The organism is Streptomyces lunalinharesii (assembly GCF_039532155.1).
Classification (GTDB): Bacteria; Actinomycetota; Actinomycetes; order Streptomycetales; family Streptomycetaceae; genus Streptomyces; species Streptomyces lunalinharesii.
In genome coordinates this window covers 1-18,266 of record NZ_BAAARK010000023.1, presented here as the reverse complement: position 1 = coordinate 18,266, position 18,266 = coordinate 1, and the positions used below count along the sequence as shown (strand labels likewise).

Genomic DNA, 18,266 nt, shown 5'->3' with positions numbered 1-18,266 from the left:
CCGCTGCCGGCACCTGCCGGCCGGCCGGCGCGCACCGCACGGGCCGGTCACGGACCGGTGAGTTCCCCGAGCCGGCGGGCGAGCGTGGCGCGCTCCGGTTCGTTCCCGACGAGGTCGAGGGCGGCCCGGTAGGCGGCGGCCGCCTCGGCGGTGTGGCCCAGTCTCCGCAGCAGGTCGGCCCGCGCCGCGGGAAGCAGGTGGTACCCGCGCAGCTCGCCGGCGGCGGTCAGCTCGTCCAGCAGGACGAGGCCCGCCTCGGGGCCGTCGCGCATGGCCAGGGCCACGGCCCGGTTCAGTGCGACGAGCGGGGACGGTTCGAGCTGGAGCAGCACGTCGTAGAGCGCGACGATCTGCGGCCAGTCGGTCGTCTCGAAGGCGGCCGCCTCGTCGTGCAGCGCCGCGATCGCCGCCTGCACCGCGTACGGCCCGACGCCGGGGCCGGTCAGGGCCGGCACGAGGAGCCGCTGCCCCTCGGCGATGCGGTCGGCGTCCCACCGGGCTCGGTCCTGGTCCTCCAACAGCACCTGGTTGCCCGCCGCGTCGGTCCGGGCGGCGCGCCGGGCGTCGGTGAGCAGCAGCAGTGCGAGGAGTCCGGCCACCTCGCGTTCGCCGGGGAGCAGCCGGTGCAGGATCCGCGCGAGCCGGATGGCTTCGTCGGCCAGGTCGGGGCGCAGCAGCTCGCTGCCGGAGCTGGCCGCGTACCCCTCGGTGAAGACGAGGTAGAGGACCCGGAGCACGCTCGGCAGCCGGGCGGGCAGTTCGTCCGGCTCCGGGACGCGGAACGGGATGCGGGCACTGCGGATCTTGCGTTTCGCCCGCACGATGCGCTGGGCCATGGTCGCGTCGGGCACCAGGAACGCCCGGGCGACCTCGGGCGTGGTCAGGCCCGCCAGGAAGCGCAACGTCAGCGCGGTCCGAGCCTCGGCGGAGAGCGCTGGGTGGCAGCAGGTGAAGAACAGTTGCAGCCGCTCGTCGGGGATGTCGTCGAAGCCCGCAGCGGCGGGCGCCGCGGCGCCCGCCCGGTCGCTCTCCACCTGGAGGAGCGCCAGCCGCTCCGCGTACGCCCGATCGCGCCGGATCCGGTCGATGGCCTTGCGGCGTGCCGTGGTGAGCAGCCACGCCAGGGGTTTGTCCGGCACCCCGTCGACCGGCCACCGCGCCAGCGCGGCCTCGATCGCCTCGGACGCGGTCTCCTCGGCCAGGTCGAGGTCGCCGAACCGGGCGGCGAGGAGAGCGAGCAGCCGGCTCCGGTCCTCGCGGAACACCGCCTCCACGGAGCGGGCCGCTCGCTGCTCGTTCACGGCCGGACCGGCTCCCAGACCGTGCGGACCTCGACGGTGCCGTACCGGGCCCCCGGGCACCGGGCCGCCCAGTCGAGCGCCGCGTCCAGATCGGGGACGTCGATCAGGTAGTAGCCGCCGACGATCTCCCGGGTCTCGGCGAACGGCCCGTCGGTCACCACGCGCTCACCGTTCACGCGGACGCGCACGGTGGTCGCGGTCGAGACGTCCAGGGCGTTGCCGTCCAGCTTGACGCCGGCGTCGGAGACCGCCTTGTCGAACGCCATGAAGTCCTCGACGGTCGGCCCCTCGGCCGGCCGCTCCTCGGTGGAGTCGGGCGACGCGGTGTTGATCAGCAACAGGTACTTCACGGTGTGCTCCTCATGTCGTGCATCGGGTGGTTGCCCAGGTATGACGAACGGCCGGAAGGAGAATCGACAGTGCTCCCGGAGAATCTCGTGGCGAATCCCGCCGTGGAGCTCGGGCGCCCGAGCGTACCGCCGGGCACGGCCGGCACCGCCGCTCCGCGCCCGCCCCCCGGCTGACCGTGTCGCCGCCGGTCAACGTCGTGCCGCCGCACCCCGCGCCCCCTTGGATCCGACACATCTTGCAGGTAAAGCTGTACAGCTAAGGCTGTAGACATTACGGTGGAGGGCATGAGCGAGAACCCGAGCCCGTCGCCCTCGGCGATCGAGGCGTCACGCGACGTCCGTGCCGTCATCAGCCGGCTGCGCCGCCGCATCCTGAACGCCTCCCAGGTCGAGGACATCACCTTGGGCCAGGCCTCGGCGCTGGCCCGCCTGTCCGACAAGGGGCGCGTCACGGCCAGCGAACTCGCCGCCGCCGAAGGGGTGCGGCACCAGTCGATGACGGCCACGGTCGCCGCGCTCGCCGCGCAGGGGCTGGTGCGGCGGAACCCCGACCCCGACGACGGCCGGCGCCTACTGATCACCCTGACCGCGGAGGGCCAGCGCCGGGTCGAGGAGGGGCGACAGGCCCGGACCGAATGGCTCGCCGGCCAGCTGCAGGCCAAGTGCACAGAGGACGAACGCCGAGCGGTGATCGCCGCCATGGCCGTATTGGAGCGACTGACCCATGACTGAGGCGAAGACGGGCGTCATACGAGGGACCGACAAGCCGGGATTCGACCGGCGGCTGCTGCCGCCCATGATGCTCGGCTCGGTCCTGAACCCGATCAACTCCACCATCATCTCCGTCGCGCTCGTCCCCATCGGGGCGGCGCTGGGCGCACCCGCCGCGCAGACCGCCTGGCTGGTCTCCGCCCTCTACCTGGCCACCTCGCTCGGACAGCCCGTCGTGGGCCGGCTCATCGACCTCTACGGGCCGCGCCGGCTCTTCCTCCTCAGCACCGCGCTCGTCGGCGTCGCCGGCGTGGTCGGCACCCTGGCACCGAACCTCGCGGTGCTGATCGTCGCCCGCGTCCTCCTCGGGTTCGGCACCTGCGCCGGCTATCCCGCCGCGATGGCCCTGGTGCGCAGCGAAGCCGAGCGCACCGGACGGGACAGCCCCGGTGGGGTGCTCACCGGCCTGGCGGTGGCCAACCAGACCGTCGCCGTCGTCGGCCCGCTGCTGGGCGGGGTGTTGATCGCGGTGGGCGGCTGGCGCGCCACCTTCGCCCTGAACGTCCCGCTGGCAGTCGCCGCCGTGCTGCTGGGACTGCTCCGGCTGCCCCGATCCACCGGAACGAGCCGGCCGACGCCACGCGGCCGCCTGACCACCCAACTCGACCTGCCCGGCATGGCCCTGTTCGCCGCGATGCTCGTCGCGCTGCTGCTGTTCCTGATGAACCTGCACCTGCGCAGCTGGTACCTGCTGGCGATCGCCGTCGCCGCGGGAGGCGCGTTCGCGGCGCGGGAACTGCGGGCCGCCACGCCCTTCATCGACCTGCGGGTACTCGGCGGCAACCGGCCGCTCCTCGCCACCTACGGACGCGCGCTCGTCGCCTACGTCGTCGCCTACGCCTTCCTCTACGGCTTCAGCCAGTGGACCGAAGAGGGCTTCGGACTGACCCCGTTCCACGCCGGACTGGTCCAGATCCCCATGTTCCTGGTGGCGATCGGCGTCTCGGTCGTCAGCGGACGACGCCCGGGCGTGCGCGGGAAACTGCTGGTCGGCGCCGTCGGCCAGATCGTCGCCTGCCTGGTGATGCTGACGCTGTCCGGACGGAGCCCGCTGTGGACGCTGCTCCTCGTCGCGCTGCTCTTCGGCGTCCCGCAGGGACTGAACAACCTGGCCCTGCAGAACTCCGTCTACTTCCAGGCGGATCCCGCACGCACCGCCTCCTCGGCCGGACTACTGCGCACCTTCGCCTACCTCGGCTCGATGGTCGCTTCCTCCGCGACCGCCGCGTCCTTCGGCCGCCGCGTCGACACCGGCGGCATGCACCACCTCGCCTGGGTCATGCTCGGCGCCGGCGTGCTCTACCTCCTCCTGACCGTCTTCGACCGCACGCTCGGCCGCGCGACGACGCCGGCCGCCCAGTGACCCTCGGGCGCCCTAGCGCGGGTGGCCGTCGGCCGACGACCGACCGACCGCGTGCTGCGCCGCGGCGGTCGCCAGGACCGCGTCGGCCAGCTCCTCGGGCGAGCGGCCGTCACCGGAGTCGAGGTGGTCGAGGCCCAGACGGTGCACCTCGGACAGCATGAGCGACTGGTAACGCCCGGTCCGGGCCAGGAACTTGTCCATCAGGTGACGTTCCGCGGCCGTCGCCTCGGCGTAGCGGCCGGCGCCGTGGATCCGGCCGCGCACGACGGCCGGCCCGGCGGTGAGCCAGACGGCCGCGGTGTGCGGGACGGTCAGCCCGGCGACCCGGGTGGGCCACAGTGCCGAGCCCTCCAGGACCAGTCCGGCCCCGGCCTCCGCGCCGGTCGCGTGCGCGGTGATCAGGTCCTCGATGCGGGGCCAGAGCCGCGCGTAGTGGTCGAGGACGGAAGTGATCAGTTCGTCCAGCGGCAGCGTGGCGTAGTGCTCGGCGACGTGCGGCGGGACGTCCCGTTCCGGCGTCCGCCACGGCCGCCCGGGGTGCCGGGCCAGCCGGTCCGTCGACCGGTACGCGAACCGCAGCCGCTCCGCGACCACTTGGGCCACCGTCGACTTGCCGACGTTCGAGGTCCCTCCGATGAGCACCACCCGCAGACCGCCCATGCCGACGACCATAGCCGGACCATCCGCCGCCGGTACCGCGATCCGGTCAGCGGCCCGCTCTTGCACACCGGAACGGCGCGGTGGGCGGGCACGTCAGGCGTCGATCCCGACGAGCCGCAGCACCGCCGCCAGCCCCCGGTGCGCCCCGGCCGCCGCACCCGCCGGCAGGACGTAGGAGCGGAGCCCCGCACCGGCCGCGCCGCCGTCCTTCGCCGGATGGTCGCCCACCATGAGCGTGGCGGCCGGCTCGACGCCGAGTTCCGCACAGGCGTGGTGGAACAACCGCGGATCCGGTTTCTCGGTGGCGTGTTCGTAGGAGTGCACCCAGGAGGAGAAGCAGGCGTCCAGGCCGTGGTGCGCGAACGTGGGGCGCAGGTCCCAGCCGACGTCGCTGACGACGCCCAGCGCCAGGCCGTGCGCCACCAGGCGCCGCAGCGTGTCTGCGGCGTCGGCGTACGGCAGCCAGTTCCGGGGTGACCTGAGCTGTGCGTACAGGTCGTCGGCGACCGGTGCCAATTCGGGCGCCGACGCGTACCAGGTGGTGAAGGCGTGCCGGTGGGCCTCGGGGGAGACGTCGCGGGCGCGCTGCGCCGCGACCACGACCGGGTCGGCGAGGCCGGCCTCAAGTCCGTTGAGGATGTGCTCCATTGCCGCGTCGTCGACGGCCTGCGGCAGCACGTCCCGGATCCGGTCGGCGTACGACCGGATCTGGAACAGCGTTCCGGAGAAGTCGAAGAGCACGGCGTGGATCGCGGATTCCGCGACGGTGTGCGAGGCGTCGGGGCCGACGCGCAGGGGGCCTTCCGGCCCGCAGACGGGGATGCGGTGCATGCGGAAGGTGTACCGCAGGTCCGCGTTCCCGGCGGGCGGTTCGCGGCGCTGCGTAGGGTGGAGCGTTCGGGACCGGTTCGTTCGACGCGAGAAGAACCATGGGTGAGGAATGGACGACGTGCTGCACTACGACGAGGTGATGGCGGCGGCCGGCAGGATCGCCGGGCAGGTGCGGCCGCTGGCCGTCGCGCCGCTCGACGCGCCGGCGCGGGACGGCGGGTCGGTGTGGCTGGGGCTGGAGCACCTCCAGCACACCGGGTCGTTCAAGGCCCGCGGCGCCCAGAACTTCCTGCTGGCCCACCGGGCCGCCGGCACGCTGCCGGCGGCCGGCGTCACCATCGCCTCCGGCGGCAACGCGGGACTGGCCTGTGCCTGGGCGGCCCGGCAGCAGGGCGTGCCCGCCACCGTCTTCCTGCCGGAGACCGCACCGGAGGTGAAGGTCGCGAGACTGGGGGCGTACGGGGCCGACGTGCGGTTGGTGGGCAGCGAGTACGCGGAGGCACTGGCGGCCTGCCAGGAGTTCGTCGCCACGACTGGTGCGCTCGCCTCGCACGCCTACGACGACGTCCTGATCGCCGCCGGTGCCGGCACGATGCTGGAGGAGTTCCGGGCCCGGGTGCCGGGACTGGACACGGTCGTCGTCGCGGTCGGCGGCGGCGGACTCTTCGCCGGGGTGGCGGCCGCCGCGCAGAAGCACGGCATCCGCGTCATCGCCGCCGAACCGGAGGAGTGCTGTGCCTTGGCCGCCGCCGTGCGGGCCGGCCGGCCGGTCGACGTCACGGTGGATTCGGTGGCCGCCGACTCGCTGGGCGCCCGGCGGGTCTCCGCACGTGCCCTGCACGCCGCGCAGCAGGACGGCGTGGACTGCGTGACGGTGCCCGACTCCGCGATCGTCCGGGCCCGCCGCACGCTGTGGGCGGAGCACCGCATCGCGGTCGAGCACGCGGCAGCCACCGCGTTGGCCGCCTGGGACGCCTGGCAGCACCGTGCCGACGACCGCCCGGCGCGTCCCGGCGCGACCACCGGCATCGTGCTGTGCGGTGCCAACACCGACGTCCGGACGTTGGTCGACTGACGGGCCCGCCGACCCGGCATGGCGACGGCGGTCCCGACCCACGAGGGAGGGACCGCCGGGCGGCGCGTCGACCGCCGGCCGTCGGCCGGCTCAGCGATCGACCGTGATCTCGACGTGCACCGGGGGCGCGCCGGCCGCCGTGACGGCGAAGCTCGCCGTGCCGGCCGCGTCGCCGGCGACGAGCGGAGGGCTCTCGGCGTACCCCTGCGGGTCGGTGAGCACGGTGACCGTTTCCTGCGCGCCCTCGAAGAGCGCCTGTTGGCTCATCGTGTCCCAGGCGAACGTCACCGGCAGCTCCGTCACCGGCGTCCGGTCCTCGCTGTCCACGACCCGGGCCTTCAGCGGGTGGGCGAAGGCGCGGTGGTGGACGGCGTGCTGCCCGGTCCCGCCGGCCGGCAGGATCATGTACGTCCGACGGTGAACCGCTTCCCCATTCATACCGTCCGTCTCCTGACCTGACTGCGGCGTGCCTGGCGGCCGCGCCGGCCGCTACCAGTAGTGCCGGCGCCCGCCGATTGCGTGTCCCAACGTGCCCAGGAGCCACAGCACCGCGCCGATGACGAGCAGGATGATGCCGATCGTCCACAGGATGGCGATGCCGGTCAAGAAGCCGATGATGAGCAGGATGATGCCGAGAACGACCACGACGTGCTCCGATCTCGTTCGGATGTCTCCTTTCACTGTGTCCCTCGACCGGAGCAACGGCAACTTCTCCGGAGCGAGCCTGCAACGGAACGGAAAGACCAGGTCAGGGGCGCTGTAGGCGGGCTGGTGACGTGCCGGCTCGCGCGAGACTCCGGCCGCGCCGCGCGGTACCCTCCCCGGCCCGACGGCGCCCCGCCCCGCAGGCGCGCCGGCAGCGGCCCCACCCCGGCCGGGTGCCTTCGAGGGAATACCGGCCGGTCGCGTTCGGTATCCGCCGCCCGCGGTTACCGGTCACTCCGGGGCCCACGGCAGGAGGGCTTCCGAGGAGGTCCGTGGGCGGGAGGAGGTGGCGGCTCGAAGTGCCGAACGGAGCCCGCCGAGCCCGCCCGAGCCGCCGTTCGCGGGATGCCGCGACCACGGCGCGACGGGCCGTCCCGCACCGGAGACGGCCGCCGACCGGGCGGCCGGCCGGCGGGACCCTGGGCCCGCGACTGCGCGAGGCCGTCGTCGTGCCCAGGCCACTACGGGTGGCCGCCGCCTACGGGTGGCGGCTGCTCGTCGTGGGCGCCGCGGTCTACGTGGTGTTCATGGCGCTGGGGCGGTTCCACCTGGTCACCCTCGCGGTGTTCCTGGGCCTGGTGCTGACCGCGCTCCTGGAACCCCTCACCGGCCTACTGGCCCGCTGGCTGCCGCGCGCGGCGGCCGTCACCGTCGGACTGCTGCTCGGCATCGTGCTCGTGCTGGGCGTGCTCAGCCTGATCGGCGCCGACGTGGCCGACGCGTGGCCCGGCCTGCGGCAGGTGTTCACCGGCGGCGTGGCGCGGATCGAGCGCTGGTTGGAAGGCCCGCCGTTCCACCTCCAGCACGGTTCCCTCGCGCACTTCCAGGAGTGGGTCTCGCACTTCGTGTCCACCAACCGCGCCAACCTGATCAACACCGCGGTCAGCGGCGTGAGCCGCCTGGTGGAGGTCCTGACGGTCGGCGTGCTGGCCCTGTTCTGCTCGGTCTTCTTCCTGCACTCCGGCGGCCGGATGTGGCTGTGGTTCGGCGGCCAACTGCCGGAGCGCGGACGCAGCACGGTGCGCACGGCCGGAACCGCGGCGTGGACGACCTTCACCGGCTACACCCGCGGCATCGTGCTGATCGCCGCGACCAACGCCGTGCTCGTCGGCTGCGCCCTCTTCCTGCTGGGCGTGCCGCTGGTCCTGCCCCTGGCGGTGTTGGAGTTCTTCGCCGCGTTCGTGCCGCTCATCGGCTCGCCGGTCGCCCTGGCGGTGGCGGCGGTGGTGGCCCTGGCCGCCAAGGGCCCGCTGGTGGCCCTGGTCGTCGTCCTGCTCATCGTCGTCATCGGGCAGCTCGAAGGACACGTCCTGCACCCCCTGGTGATGAGCCGCGCGGTCAGCCTGCACCCCGTCGTGGTGGGTCTGGCGGTGATCTGCGGCGGCGTCACGGCGGGGGTGCTCGGGGCGGTGGTCGCGGTCCCGCTGGTGTCGGTGGTGTGGTCGGTGTACGGGGCACTGCGCCGCTGACCCTTCGGCAGCGCACCCGCGCCGGCCCCCTGACCGTCCCGCCCGCCGCCCCCTACGCTTGCCCCCATGGACCCTGCCGCGGACCGACGGGCGTTGACGCAGGCGGTGCGCGCCGTCCTGGAGCGTGACTGCCCCGGTTCGCGGACGCTGCTGCTGGGCTCACTGGCGACGGGCACCGCGGACCACTTCAGCGACATCGACGTCGAATGGGTGGTGCCGGACCGGGCGTTCGCGGCGTGCCTGGCGCGGGTGGCGGACGTGCTGGGGCGGGTACGGCCGGTCGCGGCGGTGCGTTGCGATCCCGACTACCGGCATTCCGACCGGCGCCGCCTACTGTTCGTCCGCTTCGCCGAGCTGCCGTTGTTCTGGCGGCTCGACCTGTCCGTACGCGCCGAGTCCGTCGCGGACGACCCGGACTACGACCGGGACAACCCGCGGGCGCGCGCCCGCGACGACGCGTGGTCGCGGCCGGCCAGCGCCCTGGCCAACGCGATCGGCGCGGTCAAGGCCCTGGCCAGGCACCGTCCGGAGGAGGCCAGCGGCCTGCTCGACCGCGGTTTCGCCCGCATCGACGAGCCTCCCCCCGGGTGGGAGCCCGGGGAAGCGGTGGGGGAGCCGGCCGCGGGGTGGGTCGCGGAGATCGCACGCCTGGCGCGGGCCGCGGCACGCCACGAGCCGGAGCTGGGCCCGCTGGCCGAACAGACCGTCGAGCTGGCCACCCGCTACGTTCCCACCCGCCGTGCCGGGGGCCCGCCGGGTGGCTGAGGCGGTCAGCGCGGCCACTTCTCCGGCGTGCTGCTGGTCGTCACCTGGCACACGGCGGGGCGGCCGGGGCCGGGGGACTTCCCCTCGGCGACGACGCGGATGCCGTCGAGCAGGATCCGGCACGTCGCGACCGCGTCCCCTTCCGGCTGCACCTCCACCCGGGCCGGCTCCCCGGTGTTGACCAGCACCTGAGTGCTCCACGGGAGCGGTGTGCGGCCGAGGCGCTTGACGAGGGGGGCCGGTTCGAAGCGGTCCGGGTTGAGCCGGTAGCGGACGGCGGCGGCGTGGCCCTGGCCGCCCGCCACACCTGCCTGGTAGGTCAGCGACCAGGCGTTGCCGCCCCGCATCCGCTTGAACCACATGGTGTGGTCCTTGATCCACAGCCCGCCACCGATCACGAGACAGGCCATGACGAGCCCGCCCAGCGTGAGGGACACGGTGCCGAGGGAACGGCGACGAACGTGCGGGGACATGTACTCCCGGTTTTCTCTCGGGCGCGGTGCTGCGGGCCGGCGGCTCCGGGGGAGGGGCCGTAAGGACAGGGGTTGTGGAGGGTCGCGGTGCGTAAGACGCGCCAGGCGACCGTATGGTTCAGCCGAACGACGCCCGCCCGGTGCCGCTGCCCGGGGCCCGGTACATCCGTCGACGGGCGGGAACGCGATCGCGACGGGCCGCCCGCTGGCCCGGACCCGGCCTCAGGAGGGGGCTGGCCCGCCGGCTCCCGCCCCCCGGCCCGGGCCGCGCGCCAGCAGCCACCGACCGGTCGCGCCCGCCACCAGCAGCCCGCCGACCATGCCGAGCAGGGCCAGTCCGCCGCCGGAACCCCAGTGCACCTGGGCGGCGTGGCCGGCCAGTTCGACGACGACCGCGAGCGCGACGCCGGGCAGGGCCAGCAGCGCCGGGCGGGTCCGGTCGAGGTCGTCCTCGGCCAGGGAGCCCAGGACGCCGATGCCGAGTGCGAGGGCCCAGACACCGAGTGCCTGGGCATCGGCCCGCCCGACCGCCCACGGGACGAGGCCGGCCCAGAAGCCGGGCAGGACGAGCAGGCCCGCGCCGATGCCGAACCAGGCCGAACCCAGGACGGCCAGGACCGGCTTGGACCAGCCGGGCAGCGGCACGGCCCGTTTCGCCCGCGGCCGGGCCGGCTTGAGGTACTGCCGGAGCAGGCAGACCGCCGCGCCGAGGCCGAGCAGTCCCAGCACGGCCACCCAGCCCAGGCTGAACAGGACGAGGAAGAGCGGGCCGCCGCGCACCGCCTGGAGCTCACCACCGTTGCGCACGCTGACCGCGAAGAGCCCGACGAGGACCACGACGAGGGGCAGGACCAGCGTCCTGACCTCCTCCCAGGCACGCGCCCGGCCGACGGCGAACAGGCCGGGCACGACGCCCAGCATGGCCGCCCCGATCAGCCCGGGGCTGAGGGACGCGGGCGACTGCCAGGCGCCGAAGGTGTGCCCGGTGAGGTTGACGACGGCGAGCAGCGTCCCGGTGAGGCCGCCGACCACGCCCACGGTCGACGCCAACATCGCGGTGCCGACGGCGAGTTCACGTCCACCGGTGGCGGTTTCCGGCGGCGCGCCCGCCGCGGGCGCGCGGACGACCGGCTCCTCGGCGGTCATCGAGGCGTCCGTTGGCTCGGTCATGCGTGCTCCGTTTCCCTGCTGTCGTCGCCCGCGCCGTCGCCCGCGCCCGCGGCCGCAGGCAGGTGCGGGCGTCCCACGGGCGCGATACCGGTCGGGCGGTCCGGTCGGCCGGGCGGCTCAGCCCACCGGGGACGGATCCCGGTCCCCCTGAGGGAGGACGGCCAGTCGCTCCCGCCTGCGCACCTCGCGGGCGAACAAGACCCGCAGACTGACCACGGCGGTCGCCGCGAACGCCAACATCCCGCAGCCGATGGCGATCCCCGCGGCCAACGCCGTACGCCGGTCCAACCCCACGTAGCGTTCGAAGACCAGGCCCGCGGTGGCCGAGAAGAGCGGGGCCAGGCACAGTGCGACCAGGTGCAGCCGCCACTCCTCGCGCGCCCAACTCCTGCCGTCCCGGCCCGCCCGCCGCTGGCGGACGACCATGACGACGTACGCCGCGAGGAGCGGGACGAGATAGGCGGCCAGCAGGCGGCGTCCGGTGGTGCCCCACCCCGCGGCTGCCGCGACGATCCACCCGAGCGCCGCCACGCCGACCACATGGGCCGCGACGAGCACCGGCGTCGGCGCCCACGTGCCGCGCACCCCGGGGACGGTGTCCCGCCTGTCCATCGCGCGCGAGGCGAGCAGCGCGCCGAAGACCACGACCGACCCGAGGTGCATGATCGCGACGCGGTTGACGTCCTCCATGGACAGCCCGGGCAGCAGCGCCGGGAGCGCGCCCCACTCAAGACGCAGCAGCGGCGCGGTCATCAGGTAGCCGTAACACAGCAACATCCACCGCTGGTGCAGGTCGGGCAGGCCGCCGACGGCGGCGAGGATGCCGAAGGTGACGCTCAGGACGGTGCCGACGAGGATCGTGGCGAGCACGATCCAGAACGCCGGGCCGCTGAACGCCTCGCCCGGCGCGGTCCGCGCCAAGTAGACCGCGGCGCCCGCCATCGAGGCGTACACCGTCAGTGCGAAGACCACGCCCAGGGCGCGGTGCAGCCGGCTGCGCCGCCGGATCGCCGAGAGCAGTTGCACGGGGCCGAGCAGCATCAGCAGGCCGCCCAACACCGAGTGCAGGACCATCGCGACCAGGCTGCGGCCGTACGGACCGATCCGGGTGGCCAGGGCGTCGGCGACGTACTGCGGCGACACCGCCCGGCCCAGCAGCCAGGCACCGACGGCCGGGGCGCCCCGGTGCGCGTAGGGCCAGAGTTCGGTCATCGCGATCGGTGCGTATCCCACACAGACGACGACCACGGCGAGGGTGGCTGTGCGGCGCCAAGTGGCGCCCCGCGGACGGTTCATGGCGACTCCCTGGATCGCGGCCCTGCCCCTGACTGGCCCGGCGGGCGATGATGGTCCACATTGGATGGTCCCAAATGGACTGTCGTGAAGGTAGGGGGGATCGGCGCCGCGGTCAATGGGGGACGCGGACCTTCTTTACGCACCGGTAGGTCACTCGTGGCGTCGCGGGCGAAAGGGGGAGGTGGGTGAAAGGGGAGGCGCGGGAGATAGGGGACGCGCGGAGCGCCGTCGGAGTCGGCGCTCGTGGGGTTGCTGGCGCTACTGGCGCTACTGGCGCTACTGGCGTTCCGCGTCCCGGAGTTCGCCGTCCCGGTGAGGCGGCGCACCGGTGTCCTCGCGGGCCCCGGCGCCGGTGTCGGGGCCGGTGTCCCCCTCGCCCCGCTGCTCCACCCAGTGCCAGAAGTCGATCATCATCCGCTCGTAGCGGATGCCGAACTCCAACGCCTCGCGCTGCCCGCGCGTCAGCAACTCCCCGATGTTCGTGGAGATTTCCTCGTAGTCCGCGAGCGTGCTGCGGTGGGCGTCGAGCTGCACGGGGGAGTGGACCTCCGGCCGGCCGCCCAACCACAGCTTGAGGATGCCGCGTTCCCGCGCCTCGACGGGGACGAAGGTCGAGTCGGCGAGCCACTCCGCCAGGGCCGCCCGGCCCGCCGCCGTCAGTTTCAGCAGCCGCCGGTTGCGTCCGCCCGCCTGCCGGGACTCCGACAGCAGGCCCGCCGCGACGAGCCGGTCGCACTGCGCGTAGACCTGCGCGTGCGGCATCGACCAGAAGGGGGCCACCGTGCGGGCGGCCGCGACCTTGATGTCGTACGGACTGGCCTCGCCCAACTGGTCGATGAAGCCGAGCACGAGGAACGACGGCGTGGTCAGGCGGGGGTCCGCCCTGGGGGAATCAGCCATGCCGTGACCGTATCGCGGTGCCGCGGCCGGATGGAGCGCCCTCCGGGACGGCCCGGGTGCCGCCGCCTCAGCCGCCTGCCCGCCGTCGCCCGGAGGCCGGGCGCGACGCCCGCCGCGGCCGGCTGTTGTGCCAGACCGCCGCGACCACCAGGGCGCAGCCGGCGGCCTGGGTCAGGGTCGGGCGTTCCCCGATCGCCAGGCCGAGGCCGAAGGCCATCACCGGTTGGAGGAGCAGCAGCGCGGCACCGACGTTCGGCGCCAGGCCGGGCAGCGCGGAGGTGATCAACAGCCAGGCCAGGACCTGCCCGACGAGGGCCAGGGTGATCAGCCAACCCCACGCCGGCCAGCCGGGATCGAGGGTGATTCCGGTCCACACGCCGCCCATCAGCGCCGCCGTCGCGGCGGCCGCCGCGGTCGAGACGCACACGGGCAACAGGGTGTGCTCCCGTCCACCGCCCAGGCGCATCAGGAAGAGGTAGCCCGCGTACGCCACCCCCGCCGCCGTTCCGAACACCACTCCGGCGACCGGATCGCTGCCGGCCTGCGGCGCTCCGATCGCCCCGCTCGCCAGCGCCACCCCGGCCAACATCAACGGGGCCATCAGCACGAACCGCCCCGACAGCCTGGTCCCCGACACCAGGCGGGCGAGCACCGGGAAGACCACCACTTGGACGTTGAGCAGCACGGTGGCGACCGAGGCACCGACGGCGAGCACGCTGGCCGCCCAGAAGACCATGTCCACACCGAGCAGCACCCCGGCGGCGAGGTCCATCAGTTGGTGGCGCAGCGACCGCGCACCGATCCGCCGCACCTCCCGCCAGGCGAGCGGAACCAGGACGAACAGCGCCAGCGCGCAACGCAGGAAGGCCGCCGTACCGGCGTTGGTCCCGGAGAGCTTCATGAACACGGCCGACGCGGAGATGCACGCCGACCCCGCCACGACGAGCGCCACGGGACTCGCGGCCCGGCCGCCCGGTGACGGCCACCGCCGCCCGGCGCCGGACCCGCCCCGGACGCGCGCCGACCCCCTTCCCGGGACCGACCCCCTTCCCGGGACCGACACCGACGTCGCGGCGGACACCTCGTCTCCACTCGTCATGAAATCCACTGTGCCGGCCCGGACCATAAACGAAAAGCAATGATTCAAGCCCAATAATCGGTAGCATCCGTACCGTGTTCAGCATCGACCGGCTCCGGGCGCTCGCCGCCGTCGCCGCGCACGGATCGATCGCCCAGGCCGCTCGCACGCTGCACCTGACGCCCTCCGGCGTCTCCCAGCAGCTGGCCAAACTCGAACGCGAGGCGGGCCACCCGCTCCTCCAGCCGCACGGCCGCAGCGTGCGGCTGACCCATGCCGGCCGTGTCCTGGCCGCCCACGCCGACCGTCTGATCGCCCAACTCGCCGCCGCACAGGCCGACTTGGCGGACCTCGACGACGAAGTGCTGGGGCCCCTGCGGATCGGCGGGGTGGGCAGCGCGGTGCGCGCCCTGTTGCCCGACGCGCTCGCCGCACTGGCCGCCGCGCACCCCCGCCTCGTCCCCACGGTCGTCGACGGCGAGGCCGTCGAACTCCTGCCCCGCCTGGTCGACGGCGGCCTCGACCTGCTGCTGGTCGAGAGCTGGGCGCCCCGCCCGCTCGCCGTCCCCGAAGGCGTCGCGCTGCGCACCCTCGTCAGCGAAGAGGTCTACGTCGCCCTCTCCGAGCGCCATCCGCTCGCCGACCGCGCCGGGCTCGACCTCACCGCCCGGACCGACCTCGACCCGCTCGCCGCGACCGCCTGGGCCTGCTGCCCGCCAGGCACCGAAGCGTACGAGGCGCTCGTCCAGGCGCTCCGCACCCACGGCGTCGAACCCGACGTCCGCTACGTCCTAGCCGACCACTTCACCCAACTCACCCTGGTGGCAAGCAATCTGACGGCCTGTCTGACACCCGCGGCGGCCCGGCGGCCGGCCCCGCCCGGCGTGCGGTTCCTCCCGGTGCGACCGGCCCTCCGCCGGGACATCCGGGTTGCCTGGTCCACCCGTGCGGAGAGCCCGCCGGTCCGCGCCTGCCTGGCCGCCCTCGCCGCCGCGCCGGGGACGGCGCACGGCGCGGGCGGTACGGGGTAGCCGACGGCGGCCGCCGGCCGGGTCACGCCGGGACGGTCTCCGCCCAGTCGATCCGGTGGAAGTGCAGCGCCCGGAACATCTCCTCGGGCGGTGGGAACGCCGGCCCGGGCGCCGCGCTCTTGCCTGCCTTGACCTTGTTGACGGCCGCGGCGCTCTGCCCGATCGCCTCCACCCTCGGACGCCGCAGCGCCTCGTAGGCGGCGAACGCCTCGCCGTACGTGGGCCGGTCGCGCAGGCAACGGGCCAGTTCGACGGCGCTCTCGATGGCGAGCGAGGCGCCCTGTCCCGAGCTGGAGGACGGCGCGTGCACCGCATCGCCCACCAGCACCATCCGTCCGCGGTGCCAGTGCGGTACGGACGGCATGCGCTCCATCCGACCGACCGCCATCAGTTCCTCGGGGGCGGTGTGCCGTAGCAGCCGCTCGCCCGGGACGTGGCCGGAGTACAGGGCGCGGAGCCGGTCCAACCACTCGGCGGCGGGCACCCGCGCGACCTCCTCCTGGCTCGGCGGGTTGTCGACGGGCAGCCCCGCGAACCAGATCAGCCGCCCGTCCGGGCCCCGCCAGTACCCCATGAAGGCCCGGCCGAACGCGAAGTACATGGTGCCCGGGGCGACCTCGACGTCGGCCTCGATGCCGCTGTCCGCCGCCGCGAAGCCGCCGAAGCTCAGCACCCCGCCGTACTCCGGCGCGGGCGCCGCGGGGTCGATCAGCGTGCGGACGGTGGAGCGGATGCCGTCGGCGCCGATCAGCAGGTCGGCGGTGGCGGTGGTCCCGTCGGCGAAGCGGGCGGTGACGCCGGCGGCCGTCTCCTCGGCGCCGACCAGCCGCTTGCCGTACGCGAACCGGACGCCCTCGGCGACCGCGTGGTCGGTCAGCGCCCGGAACAGCCGGTCGCGCGGCATGGTCATCGTGGCGGGCAGTTCGGGAAAGCCGTCGAAGCGGGTGAGCTGACGGCCGGTGCCGTCCGCCATCACCACCCCGGGCACCGGCTGCCCCGCCGCCCGCACCGCCGCGTCGGCGCCCACCGTCGCCAGGGCCGCCAGCCCGTTGGGCGCCAGGCCCAGCCAGGCCCCGATGCCGTCGGCGGCGCTCGGGTACGCCTCGTGGACCGTCGCCGCGATGCCCGCCTTGCGCAGTGCGAGGGCCACGACCGGGCCGGCCACCCCGCCCCCGATGACGAGTGCCGTTCGGATGTCCCCGCCGTGCCCGACGAGGTCGCCGTTGTCGTGCAAAACCCCTCCCACAGGATGTGCCTGGATCTGACTCATGCGGCACATAGTCGCAAAGAAACTAGTAACAATGCAACTAGTTCGCGCGATGACTACGATGACCTGCATGACCGCCCCCGTGAAGAGCTCCCCGCTCGGCCTGACCGTGCTGGTGCTGCTCCACCACCGCCCGCTGCACCCGTACGGCATCCAGCAACTGCTCAAGCAGTGGGGCAAGGAACAGGTGGTGAACGTCGGACAGCGAGCCGGGCTCTACCGCACCATCGAGCGGCTGCAGAGCGGCGGACTGATCGCCGTCCGGCACACCGAGCGCGACCAGCAGTACCCCGAGCGGACCGTCTACGAGGTCACCGAAGCGGGCCGGGCGACCACCCGCGAGTGGCTGGAGCAGATGCTGGCGGTGCCCAAGGCGGAGTTCCCGGTGTTCCCGGCGGCGCTGTCCAGCGCGCTGCTGCTCGCCCCGGACGAGGTGGCGCCGATCCTGGAGCGGCGACTGGCCCGGATCACCGCCCAACGCACCGCACTGGAACGCCAGAGTGCCGACGTCCCGGCCGGCCTCCCGCGCATCACGCTGATCGAGAACGAGTACCTGCTCGCCGTACTCGGCGCCGAGGAACGCTGGCTGCGCGGAGTGGTCGACGACCTGCGCGACGGCAGCCTGACCTGGTCCCGAGAGCTCCTCGCGGCGTTCGACGAGACCTTCGGACCGGGCGCGGACACCGCCGAACGGAGCTGAGCCGCGCCCCGGCGCGGTGGCCGAGCGGATCACCGAAGACCCGGGCCGGCGTTCCTCAGGAGGCGGCGGCCACCAGGCGCATGTAGCGCGGCCAGTCCCACAGCGGCCCGGGGTCGGTGTGGTCGGCGCCGGGCACCTCGTTGTGGCCGATGACGTGCCGGCGGTCGACGGGGATGCGGTAGCGGCGGCAGATCGCGGCGGTCAACGCCGCCGACCCCGCGTACAGCGCATCGGTGAACCAGCGGGGCTCGTCGACCCTGCCCTCGTGCTCCACGCCGATGCTGCGCCAGTTGTACCGGGCGTTCCCGGCGTGCCAGGCCACGTCGTGCTCGCGCACGCACTGGGCGACGTGGCCGTCCTCGGAGCGCACGGTGTAGTGCGCGGAGGCGCGGTAACCGGGGCGGCCGAAGAGCATCAGGGTGTCGGGGAACGTCTCCTGCGTGACGTGCACGATCACCAACTGCACCGGATGACTGCTCGGCCGGTTGGCGGGGGTGTAGTTGGTGATGTCGGCGGGGACCCACTGCGCCCCGGGATAGCCGGGCGGCTCGCTGCCGGTGTCCGGGTTCGGGGCGCCGGAGCCGGAACAGGCCGTGGTCGCCGCCAGCGCCGCCACCCCCGCCACGAGGCGCCGACGGGTGAACGCCCGCTCGTCGCCGGTCACCGCGGACCGGTCGCGCGGGAAGCGGAGCAGCACGGACGCATCGTGGGAAGTTCCCTCCGGCCTCGACGTCTGACGCGCGGTCCGACGCGTCCGCGCACCTGCGACGCGCGCGGAACGCCGGACCCACCGGCAAATTACCCGCGACCCGCGGTGCGCCCCGACTGCGACACGGCCCACCGCCAGCGGGGCACTTCGGCGACCGGGCGCGGTTGCCCGCCACCCGCCGGGCCCGTCTCCGCGGTGCGCGGCGGCGCTGTCAGAGGGGGAGCGCCACGCGCATGTCCAGGCCGCCGCCCTCGCGGGGTTCGGCGGTGATGGTGCCGTCGTGGGCGCGGGCCACGGAGCGGACGATGGACAGGCCCAGTCCGACGCCCTTGTCGCTGCCGGTCCGCTCGGT

At 74.1% G+C, this 18,266-nt stretch carries 21 protein-coding genes; 7 read left to right on the top strand and 14 right to left on the bottom strand.

Annotation, left to right across the window (positions count from 1 at the left end; genetic code table 11):
- Positions 1 to 47: 47 nt before the first annotated feature.
- A complete protein-coding gene (locus ABD385_RS28575) occupies positions 48 to 1,301 on the bottom strand; it encodes an RNA polymerase sigma factor (protein WP_344581504.1) in 1,254 nt (417 codons plus the stop codon).
- Complete coding sequence (locus ABD385_RS28570) at positions 1,298 to 1,651, bottom strand: YciI family protein (RefSeq protein WP_344581502.1); 354 nt, start codon at positions 1,649 to 1,651, stop codon at positions 1,298 to 1,300. Before ABD385_RS28570 ends, ABD385_RS28575 begins: the two co-directional genes overlap by 4 nt.
- Positions 1,652 to 1,936: 285 nt before the next feature.
- Here ABD385_RS28570 and ABD385_RS28565 point away from each other — a divergent pair, with 285 nt between their 5' ends.
- Positions 1,937 to 2,383 (top strand): MarR family winged helix-turn-helix transcriptional regulator, encoded by a 447-nt coding sequence (locus ABD385_RS28565; protein ID WP_344581500.1) that lies wholly within the window; start codon positions 1,937 to 1,939, stop codon positions 2,381 to 2,383.
- Entirely contained in the window at positions 2,376 to 3,785 is a 1,410-nt protein-coding gene (locus ABD385_RS28560; RefSeq protein ID WP_344581498.1) for an MFS transporter, read from the top strand. Before ABD385_RS28565 ends, ABD385_RS28560 begins: the two co-directional genes overlap by 8 nt.
- 12 nt (positions 3,786 to 3,797) lie before the next feature.
- Here ABD385_RS28560 and ABD385_RS28555 read toward each other — a convergent pair whose 3' ends face one another.
- Positions 3,798 to 4,445, bottom strand: coding sequence for a hypothetical protein (locus ABD385_RS28555; RefSeq protein WP_344581496.1), 648 nt, complete (start codon positions 4,443 to 4,445; stop codon positions 3,798 to 3,800).
- Between the two features lie 93 nt (positions 4,446 to 4,538).
- Positions 4,539 to 5,276, bottom strand: a complete 738-nt coding sequence (locus ABD385_RS28550; RefSeq protein WP_344581495.1) for an HAD family hydrolase — start codon at positions 5,274 to 5,276, stop codon at positions 4,539 to 4,541.
- Positions 5,277 to 5,385: 109 nt separating this feature from the next.
- On the opposite strand from ABD385_RS28550, the gene ABD385_RS28545 reads away from it, so the two are divergent.
- Complete coding sequence (locus tag ABD385_RS28545) at positions 5,386 to 6,351, top strand: serine/threonine dehydratase (protein WP_344581494.1); 966 nt, start codon at positions 5,386 to 5,388, stop codon at positions 6,349 to 6,351.
- A 90-nt stretch (positions 6,352 to 6,441) separates the two neighbouring features.
- Here ABD385_RS28545 and ABD385_RS28540 read toward each other — a convergent pair whose 3' ends face one another.
- Both ABD385_RS28540 and ABD385_RS28535 read right to left on the bottom strand, forming a co-directional pair.
- Positions 6,442 to 6,789, bottom strand: coding sequence for an Ig domain-containing protein (locus tag ABD385_RS28540; protein ID WP_344581492.1), 348 nt, complete (start codon positions 6,787 to 6,789; stop codon positions 6,442 to 6,444).
- A 51-nt stretch (positions 6,790 to 6,840) separates the two neighbouring features.
- Positions 6,841 to 6,996, bottom strand: a complete 156-nt coding sequence (locus ABD385_RS28535) for a DUF6131 family protein (RefSeq protein WP_344581491.1) — start codon at positions 6,994 to 6,996, stop codon at positions 6,841 to 6,843.
- A gap of 509 nt (positions 6,997 to 7,505) precedes the next feature.
- On the opposite strand from ABD385_RS28535, the gene ABD385_RS28530 reads away from it, so the two are divergent.
- Together ABD385_RS28530 and ABD385_RS28525 are read left to right on the top strand one after the other, a co-directional pair.
- Positions 7,506 to 8,525: an AI-2E family transporter gene (locus tag ABD385_RS28530; protein ID WP_344581490.1), complete on the top strand. Its 1,020-nt coding sequence runs from the start codon at positions 7,506 to 7,508 to the stop codon at positions 8,523 to 8,525.
- Positions 8,526 to 8,591: 66 nt separating this feature from the next.
- The gene (locus ABD385_RS28525) at positions 8,592 to 9,290 is read left to right on the top strand and encodes a hypothetical protein (protein WP_344581489.1); all 699 of its coding nucleotides are present in this window, start codon (positions 8,592 to 8,594) and stop codon (positions 9,288 to 9,290) included.
- A 5-nt stretch (positions 9,291 to 9,295) separates the two neighbouring features.
- Here the strand turns inward: ABD385_RS28525 and ABD385_RS28520 are convergent, their stop codons facing one another.
- The 5 genes from ABD385_RS28520 to ABD385_RS28500 form a co-directional block, all read right to left on the bottom strand.
- A complete protein-coding gene (locus ABD385_RS28520; RefSeq protein WP_344581488.1) occupies positions 9,296 to 9,727 on the bottom strand; it encodes a hypothetical protein in 432 nt (143 codons plus the stop codon).
- Positions 9,728 to 9,985: 258 nt separating this feature from the next.
- Complete coding sequence (locus ABD385_RS28515; protein ID WP_344581487.1) at positions 9,986 to 10,933, bottom strand: hypothetical protein; 948 nt, start codon at positions 10,931 to 10,933, stop codon at positions 9,986 to 9,988.
- A 117-nt stretch (positions 10,934 to 11,050) separates the two neighbouring features.
- Complete coding sequence (locus ABD385_RS28510) at positions 11,051 to 12,229, bottom strand: DUF2306 domain-containing protein (protein ID WP_344581485.1); 1,179 nt, start codon at positions 12,227 to 12,229, stop codon at positions 11,051 to 11,053.
- A 276-nt stretch (positions 12,230 to 12,505) separates the two neighbouring features.
- A complete protein-coding gene (locus ABD385_RS28505) occupies positions 12,506 to 13,129 on the bottom strand; it encodes a PadR family transcriptional regulator (RefSeq protein ID WP_344581483.1) in 624 nt (207 codons plus the stop codon).
- Positions 13,130 to 13,196: 67 nt separating this feature from the next.
- Positions 13,197 to 14,030: a DMT family transporter gene (locus ABD385_RS28500; RefSeq protein WP_344581482.1), complete on the bottom strand. Its 834-nt coding sequence runs from the start codon at positions 14,028 to 14,030 to the stop codon at positions 13,197 to 13,199.
- Positions 14,031 to 14,302: 272 nt separating this feature from the next.
- Between ABD385_RS28500 and ABD385_RS28495 the strand changes: the two genes are divergently transcribed.
- Positions 14,303 to 15,238 (top strand): LysR family transcriptional regulator, encoded by a 936-nt coding sequence (locus ABD385_RS28495; protein ID WP_344581480.1) that lies wholly within the window; start codon positions 14,303 to 14,305, stop codon positions 15,236 to 15,238.
- Positions 15,239 to 15,260: 22 nt separating this feature from the next.
- On the opposite strand, the gene ABD385_RS28490 is transcribed toward ABD385_RS28495, so the two are convergent.
- Positions 15,261 to 16,472, bottom strand: coding sequence for an FAD-dependent monooxygenase (locus ABD385_RS28490; protein ID WP_344581479.1), 1,212 nt, complete (start codon positions 16,470 to 16,472; stop codon positions 15,261 to 15,263).
- Positions 16,473 to 16,575: 103 nt separating this feature from the next.
- Between ABD385_RS28490 and ABD385_RS28485 the strand changes: the two genes are divergently transcribed.
- On the top strand, positions 16,576 to 17,205 hold the full coding sequence (locus ABD385_RS28485; protein ID WP_344581477.1) for a PadR family transcriptional regulator: 630 nt from the start codon (positions 16,576 to 16,578) through the stop codon (positions 17,203 to 17,205).
- Between the two features lie 55 nt (positions 17,206 to 17,260).
- Here the strand turns inward: ABD385_RS28485 and ABD385_RS28480 are convergent, their stop codons facing one another.
- Together ABD385_RS28480 and ABD385_RS28475 are read right to left on the bottom strand one after the other, a co-directional pair.
- Entirely contained in the window at positions 17,261 to 17,902 is a 642-nt protein-coding gene (locus ABD385_RS28480; protein ID WP_344581475.1) for an N-acetylmuramoyl-L-alanine amidase, read from the bottom strand.
- 223 nt (positions 17,903 to 18,125) lie between these two features.
- Positions 18,126 to 18,266: ATP-binding protein (locus ABD385_RS28475; RefSeq protein ID WP_344581652.1), on the bottom strand; the 141-nt coding region annotated here is incomplete at its 5' end.